The 13,897-nt window shown below is 63.4% G+C and carries 10 protein-coding genes; 4 read left to right on the top strand and 6 right to left on the bottom strand.

Annotated features, from left to right (window positions below):
- Positions 1-8 precede the first annotated feature (8 nt).
- Positions 9-1,817 carry an extracellular solute-binding protein gene (locus ACZXDY_RS17520; protein ID WP_464346379.1) on the bottom strand — a complete coding sequence of 603 codons (1,809 nt, stop codon included), beginning with the start codon at positions 1,815-1,817 and terminating at the stop codon, positions 9-11.
- 290 nt (positions 1,818-2,107) lie between these two features.
- Complete coding sequence (locus ACZXDY_RS17515; protein WP_028165090.1) at positions 2,108-2,653, bottom strand: c-type cytochrome; 546 nt, start codon at positions 2,651-2,653, stop codon at positions 2,108-2,110.
- Between the two features lie 202 nt (positions 2,654-2,855).
- Between ACZXDY_RS17515 and ACZXDY_RS17510 the strand changes: the two genes are divergently transcribed.
- Together ACZXDY_RS17510 and ACZXDY_RS17505 are read left to right on the top strand one after the other, a co-directional pair.
- Positions 2,856-3,596 (top strand): 3-deoxy-manno-octulosonate cytidylyltransferase, encoded by a 741-nt coding sequence (locus tag ACZXDY_RS17510; RefSeq protein ID WP_464346361.1) that lies wholly within the window; start codon positions 2,856-2,858, stop codon positions 3,594-3,596.
- Positions 3,597-3,617: 21 nt separating this feature from the next.
- The gene (locus ACZXDY_RS17505) at positions 3,618-4,478 is read left to right on the top strand and encodes a prephenate dehydratase (protein WP_028165088.1); all 861 of its coding nucleotides are present in this window, start codon (positions 3,618-3,620) and stop codon (positions 4,476-4,478) included.
- Between the two features lie 192 nt (positions 4,479-4,670).
- Here ACZXDY_RS17505 and ACZXDY_RS17500 read toward each other — a convergent pair whose 3' ends face one another.
- Entirely contained in the window at positions 4,671-5,690 is a 1,020-nt protein-coding gene (locus tag ACZXDY_RS17500; protein ID WP_464346360.1) for an LLM class flavin-dependent oxidoreductase, read from the bottom strand.
- Positions 5,691-6,073: 383 nt separating this feature from the next.
- Between ACZXDY_RS17500 and metF the strand changes: the two genes are divergently transcribed.
- Positions 6,074-6,970, top strand: a complete 897-nt coding sequence (gene metF, locus ACZXDY_RS17495) for a methylenetetrahydrofolate reductase [NAD(P)H] (RefSeq protein WP_464346359.1) — start codon at positions 6,074-6,076, stop codon at positions 6,968-6,970.
- 32 nt (positions 6,971-7,002) lie between these two features.
- Positions 7,003-10,863, top strand: a complete 3,861-nt coding sequence (gene metH / locus ACZXDY_RS17490; RefSeq protein WP_464346358.1) for a methionine synthase — start codon at positions 7,003-7,005, stop codon at positions 10,861-10,863.
- Between the two features lie 292 nt (positions 10,864-11,155).
- Here the strand turns inward: metH and ACZXDY_RS17485 are convergent, their stop codons facing one another.
- From ACZXDY_RS17485 to ACZXDY_RS17475, 3 genes are all read right to left on the bottom strand, one after another.
- The gene (locus ACZXDY_RS17485) at positions 11,156-11,944 is read right to left on the bottom strand and encodes a 3-hydroxybutyrate dehydrogenase (RefSeq protein ID WP_464346357.1); all 789 of its coding nucleotides are present in this window, start codon (positions 11,942-11,944) and stop codon (positions 11,156-11,158) included.
- A gap of 7 nt (positions 11,945-11,951) precedes the next feature.
- A complete protein-coding gene (locus tag ACZXDY_RS17480) occupies positions 11,952-13,124 on the bottom strand; it encodes a DUF3734 domain-containing protein (RefSeq protein WP_464346356.1) in 1,173 nt (390 codons plus the stop codon).
- 95 nt (positions 13,125-13,219) lie between these two features.
- Positions 13,220-13,717 carry a CAP domain-containing protein gene (locus ACZXDY_RS17475; protein ID WP_027579266.1) on the bottom strand — a complete coding sequence of 166 codons (498 nt, stop codon included), beginning with the start codon at positions 13,715-13,717 and terminating at the stop codon, positions 13,220-13,222.
- Positions 13,718-13,897: the final 180 nt, after the last annotated feature.

Genomic DNA, 13,897 nt, shown 5'->3' with positions numbered 1-13,897 from the left:
AAAATCCCTCAAGACCGTTTGCCGAGCCGGTTCGCCCTCTCCGCGTCGTACCACCACAACGAGGGCAGGCCGGAGCGCGCGTATTTCGGCAGTTCCGCATGGCCGAAGCGATCCCAGAGCGCATAGCGCGCGTAGGGATAGCCGAACTGCGGCACCACGTAGAAATTCCAGAGCAGCACCCGGTCCAGCGCCTTGGTCGCGGCGACGAGGCTGGCGCGGTCCTTGGCGAAGATGACCTTCTCGATCAACGCATCCACTGCCGGGTTCTTGATGCCGATGGTATTCTTGGATCCCTGCTGATCCGCGGCCTGCGACCCCCAGAATTCGCGCTGCTCATTGCCGGGCGAGAGCGACTGGCCCCAGAGGTCGGTGATGATGTCGAAATCGAAACTGCGGATGCGGTTCTCGTACTGCACGTCGTCGACGACGCGGATCGAGGTCGTGACGCCGATGCGTTCCAGCGACGGCTTGAAGAACAGCGCGATCCGCTCCGAGGAAGGATCCTGCACCAGGATCTCCACGCTCACCGGCTTGCCCGACGGATCGACCAGCTTGCGCTCGCGCACCTCGAAGCCGGCTTCCTTCAACAGCCTGGTGGCCTCGCGCAAATTGGCGCGCACCGCTTCGGGATTGCCGCCGACCGGGTTCGTGTACGGCGTCGTGAAGACTTCGGGCGGCACCTTGTCACGCACCGTCTCGAGGAGTTCGAGCTCCTGCCCCTGCGGCAAGCCGGAAGAGGCCAATTCGGTACCCTCGAAATAGCTGTTGATGCGCTTGTACTGACCATAGAAGAGCTGCTTGTTCATCTCCTCGAAATCGAACGCAAAGTTGAAGGCGCGCCGGAGGCGGGCGTCTTTGAATTGATCGCGGCGCAGGTTGAGCACGAAGCCCTGCATGCGGCCGGAATCGTTGATCGGAAACTCCTGCTTGACGACGCGTTTCTCGGTCACGGCCGGGAAGTCATACGCGGTCGCCCACTGCTTCGCCGAATTCTCGGTGATCCAGTCCGCCTGGTCGGCCTTGAAAGCTTCGAGCGCGACGACGTTGTCACGGAAGAATTCGAAACGCAGCTCGTCGAAATTGTTCTGGCCGATCTGGACCGGCAACTTGGCGCCCCAATAGTCCTTCACGCGCTCGAGCCGGACCGAGCGGCCGGCGACGAAATCGGCGATCCGGTAAGCGCCCGAGCCGAGCGGCTTCTCCAGCGTGGTCGCGGAAACGTCGCGCTTGCGGCCCTGGCTGTCCGTGCCTTCCCAGTAATGCTTCGGCAGCACCAGCAGTTCGCCGACAATGTGCGGCAGTTCGCGATTGCCGGGAGTGTCGAAGGTGAATTTGATGTCGCGCTCGCCGCTCTTTTCGGCCTTTACCACGTGCCGGTAGTAGGACGAATAGAACGGGCTTTGCTTCTTCAACGTCTCGAGCGAGAAGATGACGTCTTCCGGCGTCACCGGCTTGCCGTCGTGCCAGCGTGCCTCCTTGCGCAGCCGGTAGATCACCCAGCTGTAGTCGTCGGGATGGGCCGCGCTTTCGGCGAGCAGGCCGTATTCGGTCGCGATCTCGTCCTGCGAGCGCGACATCAGCGTCTCGTAGATCATGATCGCGGCCGGCGCGATCGAACCTTTCACGCCCATCACCGCGACGTTGAAGTTGTCGAATGTGCCGAGCGAGATAATCCGCGCGATGCCGCCTTTCGGTGCATCCGGATTGACGTAGTCGAAACGCTGGAAGCCGGCCGGATATTTGATATCGCCGAACAGCGACAGCGCGTGGCGCCACGCTGGCTCGCTGCCTCCCGGGTCCGCCTGCGCGCTCGACATCGCCGGGATGCCGGCTGCCACGCCCATGATGGGGGTCAGCGCGGCCACCGCGCCGGTCTGCAGAAGGTGTCGTCGGGTAATGGCCAAAGGGAGCTTCCTGTCGTGAACCGGGGTTACGCACTAAGTGCGTAATATAGGGCAAGGTTTCGGCGGATTATGTTGCTTTTTCCTCATCTTGGAAGCCTGGGGCCATCACGTCTGCGGCGAAACGTCCCGCTGACAAAGATGCGACCCATACGGAAACGGCCAGGCAATGCCTGGCCGTTCCGATTGAATCCATGAGGGAAATGCTATTTCTGCGCCGTCGGCAGCGGCTGGGGATGATCCGACAGCGAGTTCAGGTAGGCGATCACGTCTGCGCGCTCGCTGTCCTTCGGAATACCGGCGAAACCCATCGCGGTGCCCGGGATGAAACCCTTCGGGTTGGTGAGGAACTTGTTGAGGTCGTCGAAGGTCCAGGTGCCGCCCTTGGCCTTCATCGCGGCCGAGAAGTTGAATCCGCGTCCCTCGCCCCTCGGCTCGCCGACGATGCCAAAGAGATTCGGGCCGACCCGGTTCGGGCCGCCCTTCTCGAAGGTGTGGCAGGCCGCGCACTTCTTGGCGGCCGCGGCGCCCTTTTCCACAGAAGCGGTCTGCAGCAGTTTCTCGATCGGCTCGGACGATGCGGCGGCTTCCGCCGGTCCGCCCTTGCTCTCCTCTTTCACGGCGATCTCGAAACCGGGCTTCTCCAGCGGCTTGGGCGTGAACACCGCCTGCGCGGCAAAGCTCGTCACCAGGATAATGAGGCAGGTGCCGAGAATCGCACCCAGAATCTTGTTGAGTTCGAAGGAGTCCATTTCGGATCAGGCTCCAGGCCGAAAATGTCGACTTCAGGCAGGCCGAACGGCCGCGGGGGTGAGCCTCGGAATCAGCCCTCGTCGCGCCTCCCCCGAGCAGAGTGGAGATATCGGTTTGCCTGCGCTCTGGCAACCCGTATAAACGCGCCGACTTTCGTCCCGTCCCCACCCTGTTTCCTGCCTCCGGCAGGGTTTTGAATAGATGCCCGACCCGCGGAATTTGGTGCTGATTCCCGCCCGCATGGCGGCCACGAGGCTGCCGGGCAAGCCGCTCCTCGACATTGCCGGCCAGCCGATGATCGTCCACGTATTGCGCCGGGCGATCGAGGCTAACATCGGCCGGGTCGCGGTTGCGACCGATACGCCGGAGATCGCCGCGGCCGTCAAATTGGCCGGCGGCGAGGTGGTGATGACCCGGGCCGATCACCCCTCCGGCTCCGACCGCATCTTCGAGGCCGCGACCACGCTCGATCCTGCCGGCAACGCCGAGATCGTTGTCAACCTGCAGGGCGATTTCCCGACCATCGCGCCGGACACGATCCGCGGCGTGCTGCCACCGCTGGACGACCCCGCAGTCGATATCGCCACCCTCGCCTCCGAGATCCACACCGAAGAGGAAAGCCTCAATCCGAACGTGGTGAAGGCGGTCGGCTCGCCGATCACGGCAGGGCGGCTGCGCGCGCTCTATTTCACCCGTGCCACCGCGCCGTACGGCGACGGCCCGCGCTACCATCATATCGGCCTCTACGCCTATCGCCGCGCCGCGCTGGAGCGCTTCGTGCGGCTGCCGCCCTCGCCCCTGGAACAGCAGGAGAAACTCGAGCAGCTCCGCGCGCTGGAGGCCGGGATGCGGATCGACGTCACCATTGTCGACACCGTGCCGCGCGGCGTCGACACCCCGGCCGACCTCGAAACCGCCCGGCGCATACTGGCGAAAACCTGAACCGCTGCTAAAACCCCCGCCATGACCAAGAAGCTGAAAATCGCCTTTCAGGGCGAGCCCGGAGCCAATTCCCACATCGCGATCGTCGAGGCCTATCCCGACGCAGAGCCGATGCCGTGCGCGACCTTCGAGGACGCGCTGTCGGCGATTTCTTCCGGCGAGGCCGATCTCGGCATGATCCCGATCGAGAACTCGGTCGCCGGCCGCGTCGCCGACATCCACCATCTGTTGCCGGCCTCGGGCCTGTTCATCGTCGGCGAATGGTTCCTGCCGGTCCGGCATCAGTTGATGGCGGTGAAGGGGACGAAGCTCGGCGACATCAGGAGCGTGGAGAGCCATGTGCACGCGCTTGGCCAGTGCCGGCGCATCATCCGCAAGCTCGGCGTCAGGCCGATCGTCGCCGGCGATACCGCAGGCAGCGCGCGCGACATCTCCGAACGCGGCGACAAGAGCGTCGCCGCCATCGCCTCGCGCCTTGCCGCCGACATTTACGGCCTTGATATCCTCGCCGAGGACATTGAGGACGAAGCCCACAACACCACCCGCTTCGTGGTGCTGGCACGCGAAGCCAAATGGGCCGAGCAGGATTCAGGCCCCCTGGTCACCACATTTGTTTTCCGGGTGCGCAATTTACCCGCCGCGCTCTACAAGGCGCTCGGCGGCTTTGCCACCAACGGCGTGAACATGACCAAGCTCGAAAGCTACATGGTCGACGGCAATTTCTTCGCGACGCAATTTTATGCCGACGTCGACGGCCATCCGTATGATCGCGGACTGGCCTTTGCGCTGGAAGAGCTGAAATTCTTCTCCCGCGAATTCCGCATCGTGGGCGTCTATCCCGCCCACCCCTTCCGCGCGACGTTCAGCGAAAAAGCGGATTGATCCCGCGAGTGAGGGGCGCACGCCTTTCTCCCAACGTCGTCCCGGGCTTGACCCGGGACCCATAACCACAGGACTCCGTGGTTAGAAGACGCCGGAACTGCTTGCGCGCGGAACAACCGGCATCGGTGGTTATGGGTCCCGGCTCCCGGCTTCGCCAAGGCTTCGCCGCGGCGCGGCAAGGCCGGGACGACGCTAAGCCGCCGCTTTCTTCCCGCGCCCGAACGCGTCCGCCAGCAGGCTGTATGACTTCTTCCGCGCCTCGTGGTCGTACACCGCGGTGATGATCATCAGCTCATCCGCCTCGGTCGCCGCGATCAGCGGCTGCAATTTTGCCATCACCGTCGCCGGGCTGCCGACGAAGAAACGCGCACGGTTCCGCGTGATGGAAGCGCGCTCGGCGTCCGTATAGGGATAGGCCAGCGCCTCCTCGACGCTGGGCAGCGGCAGATACTGGCCGCGGTCCCGGCGCAGGCGGTTGAGGTCCATCGACAGTGCCAGCTTTTCCGCCTCTTCATCGGTCTCGGCCGCCACCGCCGCCACTGCGAGGATCGCATATGGCGTCTGGCGCCAGGGCGACGGCTTGAAATGCGCGCGGTAGTTGGTCATCGCATCGACCGCGTCATGGGTCGCGAAATGATGCGCGAAGCCGAAGCCCATGCCGACCTGCGCGGCGAGCTCGGACGAATAGCCGCTGGAGCCGAGCAGCCAGATCGGCGGCAGCGGCGCATCGTCGGGCATCGCCACCACATTGTTGAAGGGGTGGCCGGGCGGGAAATCCCGCGTCTCCCACAGCGTCAGTTCATGCAGCCGCTCCAGGAAATCGTCGCCCTCGCGGCGGTCGAGCCGGCTCCGCAGCGCATAGGCGGTGGCGCCGTCGGTGCCGGGCGCCCGCCCAAGGCCCAGATCGATGCGACCGGGGAACAGCGCCTCCAGCATCTTGAAGCGCTCGGCGACCACCAGCGGCGCGTGGTTGGGCAACATCACGCCGCCGGAGCCGACGCGGATGTTCCTGGTGACGGCAGCGATCTGCCCAATCATCAGATCCGGCGCGGGGCTCGCGACGGAAGCAAGGTTGTGGTGCTCGGCGAGCCAGTACCTGATATAGCCGAGCCCATCGACGTGGCGCGCCAGATCGATGCTGTTGCGCAGCGCTGCGGCGGGCTTTGTGGCTGTGGTGACGACCGAAAGGTCCAGGACGGAAAGCGGGATCATCGCACCAAGCTAGGGCGACACATTGAAACCACAAAGCCCCTCCGCGTGCAGATCAGCTCCGCGACACTCTGAACCTGAAGCCGATCGAGAGTGGGACAAAATATCGTTAATCCGCAATAATTCACCTTTGCCCACACCGGAGGAGGGAACTGACTTTCCCATGAACTACAGAATATGGCTATAATTTCCGGATTTTCGCGATAAGCCGCGAAACTCATACTCTTGCCCATTACGAATTCAGGTTGCCATCGAGAGCCAGCATATTCATCAAAAGTGGGCAAAATCCCATTATCGATGGGCTGTTTGGGCGACCCGCTTTGCCCTATCTTACCTGCTCGACCGCCCAGCCTGTCGCCGATTGTTCCGTGGAGCTTGTGAGAGCCATGACCGAGGTTGCTGCCCCGCCGTTCAGGACTCCCGCCATTTCCTTCGAGTTCTTCCCGCCGAAGACCGAGGAGATGGAGCGGAACCTGTGGGACACGATCAACCGGCTTGCGCCGCTGTCGCCCACCTTCGTCTCGGTGACCTATGGCGCCGGCGGATCGACCCGCGAGCGCACCCATTCGACCATCGCGCGCATCCTGAATGAAACCAGGCTGTTGCCGGCCGCGCATCTGACCTGCGTCAGCGCCTCCCGCGGCGAGATCGACGAGATTATCGACCGCTATCACGAGGTCGGCGTCCGCCACATCGTGGCGCTGCGCGGCGACCCGCCGGGCGGCATCGGCACGCCCTATTACACGCATCCGGACGGCTACCAGAGCTCGCCGGAGCTGGTCGCCGGCATCAAGAAGCGTCATCCCGATATCGAGGTGTCGGTCTCGGCCTATCCGGAAAAACATCCGGAGAGCGCGAACTTCGATGCCGATATCGATACGCTGAAGGCCAAGGTCGATGCCGGCGCGACGCGCGCGATCACCCAGGTGTTCTTCGACAACGATCTCTACTTCCGCTACCTCGACCGGGTGCGGGCGCGCGGCATCGAGATCCCGATCGTGCCGGGCATCATGCCGATGCACAATTTCAAGCAGGCCCGCAATTTCGTCACCCGCGCCGGCACCACGGTGCCGGACTGGTTTGCCGCGAAATTCGAAGGCCTCGATGACGATGCCGAGACCCGCAAACTGGTAGCGGCCACCGTTGCCGCCGGCCAGGTGCAGAAGCTCGCAAAACACGGCGTCGACACCTTCCATTTCTACACCATGAACCGCGCCGATCTCGTGTTCGCGATCAGCCATCTGCTCGGCATCCGTCCGAACGGCGCCAAGAAAGCTGCTTGAAGAAAGCTGCTTGAAGAAAGCTGCCTGATCAAATGACCGTACCCGTCTCTCCCAAGCGTACCGCCCTCATCGCCGCCGCGCGCGAGCGCATCCTCGTGCTTGACGGCGCCATGGGCACCATGATCCAGGGCCTGCAATTCGACGAGGCCGCCTTCCGTGGCGAGCGCTTCAAGGATTTCCACCGCGACATCAGGGGCAACAACGACGTCCTGATCCTGACGCAAGCGCAGGCGATCGAGGACATCCACGCCGCCTATCTGCGCGCCGGCGCCGACATCGTCGCGACCAACACCTTCTCCTCGACCTCGATCGCGCAGGCCGACTACGACATGTCGGACCTCGCCTATGAGCTCAACCGCGAGGGCGCCAGGCTCGCGCGCGCCGCCGCCGAGAAGGTCTCTGCCGAGGACGGCAGGCCGCGCTTCGTCGCAGGCGCCCTGGGGCCCACCAACCGCACCGCCTCGATCTCGCCCGACGTCTCCAATCCCGGCTATCGCGCGGTGACGTTCGACGATCTGCGCAAGGCCTATGGCGAGCAGATCAACGGCCTGCTCGATGGCGGCGCCGATCTTCTCCTGGTCGAAACCATCTTCGACACGCTCAATGCCAAGGCCGCGCTGTATGCGATCTCCGAGATTACGGAAGAGCGCGGCATCGATGTGCCCGTGATGATCTCGGGCACCATCACCGACAAGTCCGGCCGCCTGCTCTCGGGACAGTTGCCGGAAGCGTTCTGGAATTCGGTGCGGCATGCCAAGCCGATCACCATCGGCTTCAACTGCGCGCTCGGCGCGGAGGACCTGCGCAGCCACATCGCGGACATCGGCCGCGTCGCCGATACGCTCGTCTGCGCCTATCCCAATGCCGGCCTGCCCAACGAATTCGGGCAGTACGACGAGACGCCGGACTATATGGCGCGGCTGATCGGCGAGTTCGCAGCAGCAGGCCTCGTCAACATCGTCGGCGGCTGCTGCGGCACCACGCCGGACCATATCGCCGCGATTGCCGCGGCGGTTGCGCCGCACAAGCCGCGCATTGTTCCTGAGATCGCGCCGCGCCTCCGGCTGTCAGGCCTCGAGCCGTTCGCGCTGACCGACGCCATTCCTTTCGTGAACATCGGCGAACGCACCAACGTGACGGGATCGGCGCGCTTCCGCAAATTGATCACCGCGGGCGACTACACGGCCGCGCTGCAGGTGGCGCGTGACCAGGTCGAGAATGGCGCACAGATCATCGACGTCAACATGGACGAGGGCCTGCTCGATTCCGAGAAGGCGATGGTGACGTTCCTCAACCTCGTCGCCGCCGAGCCCGATATCGCCCGCGTGCCTGTCATGGTCGATTCCTCGAAATTCGCCGTGATCGAGGCCGGGCTGAAATGCATCCAGGGCAAGCCGGTGGTGAACTCGATCTCGATGAAGGAGGGCGAGGAGAAGTTCATCCACGAGGCCACGATCGCCAAGCGTCATGGCGCAGCCGTCGTGGTGATGGCGTTCGACGAGACGGGACAAGCCGACACGTTCGCCCGCAAAACCGAGATCTGCAAGCGCGCTTACAATATCCTGGTGAACCGGCTCGATTTCCCGGCCGAGGACATCATCTTCGATCCGAACATCTTCGCGATCGCGACCGGGATCGAGGAGCACAACAATTACGGCGTCGATTTCATCGAGGCCACGCGCTGGATCCGCCAGAACCTGCCCGGCGCGCATATTTCCGGCGGCGTCTCCAATCTCTCGTTCTCGTTCCGCGGCAACGAGCCGGTGCGCGAGGCGATGCATTCGGTGTTCCTGTATCACGCTATCAAGGCCGGCATGGACATGGGCATCGTCAATGCCGGGCAGATGATCGTCTATGACGACATCGATCCCGAACTGCGGCAGGTGTGCGAGGACGTCATCCTCAACCGCGATCCCGGCGCTTCCGAGCGACTGCTGGCGCTCGCCGAAAAATTCCGCGGCAAGGAGAGGCAGAGCAAGGAAGCCGATCTCGCCTGGCGCGAATGGCCGGTCGAGAAGCGGCTCAGCCACGCACTGGTGCACGGCATCACCGAATTCATCGAGCAGGATACCGAGGAGGCCCGACAGGCATCTTCCCGTCCGCTCGACGTCATCGAGGGTCCCTTGATGGCCGGCATGAACGTGGTCGGCGACCTCTTCGGCGACGGCAAGATGTTCCTGCCTCAGGTGGTGAAGTCCGCGCGCGTGATGAAGCAGGCTGTCGCTTATCTGATGCCATTCATGGAGGAGGAAAAGGCCCGCAACCTCGCCAATGGCGTGGCCGGCGACGGCCGCAATGCCGCTGGCAAGATCGTGCTCGCCACCGTGAAGGGCGACGTCCACGACATCGGCAAGAACATCGTCGGCATCGTGCTGCAATGTAACAATTTCGAGGTCATCGACCTCGGCGTGATGGTGCCGGCGGCAAAGATCATCGAGACGGCAAAGGCCGAAGGCGCTGATATCATCGGCCTCTCCGGCCTGATCACGCCCTCGCTCGACGAGATGAGCTTTCTTGCCGGCGAGCTGGAGCGCGAGGGCCTGAACCTGCCGCTCCTGATCGGCGGCGCCACCACCAGCCGCGTCCATACCGCCGTGAAGATCGATCCGAACTATCCGGGCGGACCAGTCGTCCACGTCAATGACGCCAGTCGCGCGGTCGGCGTCGCCTCCTCGCTGCTCTCGCCCGAGAAGCGCGAGGCCTATGCCGCCGATATCCGCGCCGAATACGCAAAGATCTCCGCGGCACATTTCCGAGCGCAGCAGGACAAGAAACGGCTGAAGCTTGCGGATGCCCGCGCCAATGGCGTCAAGATCGATTTCGCCAAGACGCCGCCGAAGCAGCCGGCCTTCTTCGGCATCAAGAGCTTCGATGCCTACGATCTGGCGGAACTGGCAAAATACATCGACTGGACGCCGTTCTTCCAGACCTGGGAATTGACCGGGCGCTTCCCGGCCATCCTCGACGATCCGAAGGTCGGCGAGGTCGCGCGCTCGCTCTATGATGATGCGCAGAAGATGCTTGAGCGCATCATCGCGGAGAAATGGTTCACGGCGCGCGCCACCATCGGCTTCTGGCCCGCCAATGCCGAAGGCGACGACATCGCCGTCTATGCCGACGAGACGCGCAAGAAGAAGATCGCGACCTTCCACACGCTGCGCCAGCAGCTCGAGAAGCGCGAAGGCCGCTTCAACGCCGCGCTGTCGGACTTCATCGCGCCAGTATCGTCGGGCGTACCTGACTATATCGGCGGGTTCGTCGTCACCGCGGGCATCGGCGAGGACGCGGTCGCCGACCGCTTCAAGAACGCCAATGACGATTACTCCTCGATCCTGTGCAAGGCGCTGGCCGATCGCCTCGCCGAAGCTTTCGCCGAGCGCATGCACCAGCGCGTGCGCAAGGAATTCTGGGGCTATGCGCCCGACGAGACGTTCTCGTCGGACGAGTTGATCCTGGAGAAATACCAGGGTATCCGCCCGGCGCCCGGCTATCCCGCGCAGCCCGACCACACCGAAAAGGCGACGCTGTTCGCGCTGCTTGACGCCGAGAACACGGCCGGCGTGAAGCTGACGGAGAGCTTTGCGATGTGGCCGGGCTCCTCGGTCTCCGGCCTCTATTTCAGCCATCCCGAAAGCTTCTATTTCGGCGTCGGCAAGATCGAGCGCGACCAAGTCGAGGACTATGCCGCGCGCAAGGACATGACCGTCACCGAGATCGAGCGCTGGCTCGCGCCCGTGCTGAACTACATCCCCTCGCAGGAAGCGAAGCAGCCAACGCCCGCGCCCGCACCCGCACCCGTCGCCACTCCCGCCAACGACGTCACCTCACACCCACCCGGTTGCACCTGCGCCGTCCATCTCGCCTGGCGCAAGAAAGCCGTCGGCGCGGGTTAGCGCGTTTTCGAGCGAAGTGGACACCGGTTCGCGTGAAGAAGACGCGTCAAAACTAGAATCTAGAGCTCCGGTTCTGATTCCATCAGGACCGAAAATGCTCTAGCCGGCCAGCTGCTCGCAATGACGCGGGGATGGGTTCTGATTCAAATTTCAAACAGCTGTCCGCTGTCATCGTCCGGCTTGACCTGACGATCCAGTATTCCAGAGGCGGTTGTGCTTGAGCCGAGAGGCCGCCGGATACTGTATGCCCCGTCATCGCGGGGCATACAGGTACGCGCCGAACCAAAGCGCCCTACTCCGCGGTCCAGCCGCCATCGATGGAGTAGTTGGAGCCGGTGATCTGCGCGGCGTCGTCGCTGCACAGGAACAAGGCGAGCGAGCCGACCTGGTCGGCGGTGACGAATTCCTTGGTCGGTTGGGCCTCGAGCAGCACATCCTTGATGACCTGCTCCTTGGTCATATTGCGCGCCTTCATGGTCTCCGGAATCTGGTGCTCGACCAGCGGCGTCCAGACATAGCCGGGGCTGATGCAGTTGCAGGTGATCTTGAAGGTCGCAAGCTCGAGCGCCACTGTCTTGGTGAGGCCCGCGATGCCGTGCTTGGCCGAGACATAGGCCGACTTGAAGGGCGAGGCGACCAGCGAATGCGCGGAGGCGGTGTTGATGATGCGGCCCCAGCCGCGCTTCTTCATCCCCGGCACCGCGGCGCGGATGCCATGAAACGCCGACGACAGGTTGATCGCGATGATCGCATCCCACTTCTCGATCGGAAATTCCTCGATCGGAGAGACGAACTGGATGCCGGCATTGTTGACGAGGATGTCGACCGAGCCGAAGGTCTTTTCGCCGAGCGCGATCATTTCCGCGATCTCGGCGGGCTTGGTCATGTCGGCCGGCGAATAGGCGGCCTTGACCTTGAAATCGGTCTCGATGCCGGAGCGCTCGCGCTCGATATCGGCCGGCACGCCCATGCCGTTGATGACGACATTGGCCCCCGCGCTGGCGAATTTACGCGCAATCGCCAATCCGATGCCGCTGGTCGAGCCGGTCACGACAGCGGTCTTGCCTGTCAACGTAGCCATATCTGCTTCACTCCTTCTTTGCGGGGAACGGATCGACGTCCCCCGTGAGATCGTAGGTCACCATGGTTTCCCCGGACTGCGGCCGTTCTAGCCATTCTTTGTGACGCATCGACAAATGAACGTCGCGGACGCCCGCCTCCCAATGCTCGACCATGGCGACATGGGAGAAGTCGTAATCCTTCGACGACGTCTCGTAGTTCTTGCTGCGGTAGATCAGGTGCACCACCGTGACGGTGTTCTCCTTGGAGGCCTGCCGCAGCAATTCAACGGAGGGATCGTTCTTCAGATAATCCGGCAGCTTGCCGATGAGATCACGCACCGCCATGCGCGCATTGTGGATCTGCCTGTTCTTGTCGGTGTTCATCCGCGTGCGGCTGGAAAAGCGGATATCCTTTTCACGCTCGGCCGCCTCCAATAGCGAATTCGGCAACGGCCCGCGGGCGCTAAACAGATCGACCTGGAAGATCAGGAGATCGCGGCGGGTCTCCTCATCAAGCACGAAGTCGAGCGGGGTGTTGGAGGCGATACCGCCATCCCAGTAATGCTCGCCTTCGATCAGGACCGCCGGAAAGCCCGGCGGCAGCGCGCCGGAGGCCATGATGTGCTCGGGGCCGATCTTCTTGCCGAGCTTCTTGAACTCGTAATTGTCGAAATACCTGAAATTGCCGGTGGTCACGCCGACGGCACCGACCGAAAGCCGGGTCTTGAGGTCGTTGATGCGGTCGAAATCGACCAGCCGCTCCAGCGTCTTCTTCAGGGGCGCGGTGTCGTAATAGCTTTGCGACTGCGAGCTGCCCATGGGCCAGAACGGCGCTGGCGGAATCCGCGGCGCAAAGAAGCCAGGCACGCCGAATGTCGCGATGATGGCGGCGCTGGTCTCGTTGAACAAAGTGCGGGCGCGGTCGCCGGGCGCTATCGGATTCCAGGATACCGGACGCGACACCATCTCCCAGAATTCCTTTAAGCGCGGCACCTGCTTGTCCGGCTCGTTGCCGGCGATGATCGCGGCATTGACGGCGCCGATCGAGATTCCGGCAACCCAGTCAGGCTCGAAGCCGGCGCGACAGAGCGCCTGAAATGCTCCGGCCTGATATGAGCCAAGGGCGCCGCCGCCCTGCAGGACCAATACGCGCTGCGCCTGCGCGGGCGTCGTGGCGGGCGGAGGATCTGAAGTATCCATCGTGACCGTCAATCAGTGGTGTATAATGGCGCCCAGCGTGGCCGCAGTTCGCGACCGCGTCAATCGGCCTGATCCGGCGTGACGATCACGCAGAGTTAGGTTGACGCGAGAATGAGCGTCCAGAACACCTTGTACTTGGTGTTCGGCGCATAGCTCGCGGCAATGCCCAATTTTGTGACACCGCCCTTGAGCATATTGGCCTTGTGTGGCGGCGAATCGCGCCAGCCGGAAAACGCTTCCGCCAGCGTGTGATAGCCGGCGGACACGTTTTCGACCGCGACCGTCGCCGGATAGCCGGAGCCTTCCAGCCGTTTGCCGAGCGGGGCCTTCACGTCATGGTCCATCTTGTTGCGCGCCGCCATGGCCTGCGACTGCTGCTCGGCGAGCTTGACGAGCGCAGGATCCACCACCACGGCGCCGAGGCCGTTGTTCTGGCGATATTGCGAGATCATGGTCGCGGCGGCCTGGGTGTCCAGGACGGCGCCGGGTGCAGCCATGTTGACATACATGGCCGGCTGTTCCGGAAGTGGAGTGTCTGTCGCGCAGCCGCCCAGCACCAGAAGCCCAAAGAGGGCGACGGTCGTCCGTTTCACTGAAAGGATTCCCCCAAGGTTGGTCCGCCGTTGTTGCATACCAACCGTGGCTGAATGGTGAACGGGGGGCGTTTTTTTGCCGCGGCGATGGCGGTCCGCGAGATCCTGTAGCCCGGATGGAGCGAAGCGTAATCCGGGGCCTCTTCGCGCGTGGATGCGAATCCCGGGTTGCGCTCCGCT

This window comes from Bradyrhizobium sp. LeoB3, from assembly GCF_055456055.1.
Note: the sequence above shows the minus strand (reverse complement) of the source record. Positions and strands in the feature narration are given on the sequence as shown.

Coding starts and splice junctions, on each gene's coding strand:
- ACZXDY_RS17520 (WP_464346379.1), bottom strand. CDS start 1,817: ATGTCGAGCGCGCAGGCGGACCCGGGAGGCAGCGAGCCAGCGTGGCGC.
- ACZXDY_RS17515 (WP_028165090.1), bottom strand. CDS start 2,653: ATGGACTCCTTCGAACTCAACAAGATTCTGGGTGCGATTCTCGGCACC.
- ACZXDY_RS17510 (WP_464346361.1), top strand. CDS start 2,856: ATGCCCGACCCGCGGAATTTGGTGCTGATTCCCGCCCGCATGGCGGCC.
- ACZXDY_RS17505 (WP_028165088.1), top strand. CDS start 3,618: ATGACCAAGAAGCTGAAAATCGCCTTTCAGGGCGAGCCCGGAGCCAAT.
- ACZXDY_RS17500 (WP_464346360.1), bottom strand. CDS start 5,690: ATGATCCCGCTTTCCGTCCTGGACCTTTCGGTCGTCACCACAGCCACA.
- metF (WP_464346359.1), top strand. CDS start 6,074: ATGACCGAGGTTGCTGCCCCGCCGTTCAGGACTCCCGCCATTTCCTTC.
- metH (WP_464346358.1), top strand. CDS start 7,003: ATGACCGTACCCGTCTCTCCCAAGCGTACCGCCCTCATCGCCGCCGCG.
- ACZXDY_RS17485 (WP_464346357.1), bottom strand. CDS start 11,944: ATGGCTACGTTGACAGGCAAGACCGCTGTCGTGACCGGCTCGACCAGC.
- ACZXDY_RS17480 (WP_464346356.1), bottom strand. CDS start 13,124: ATGGATACTTCAGATCCTCCGCCCGCCACGACGCCCGCGCAGGCGCAG.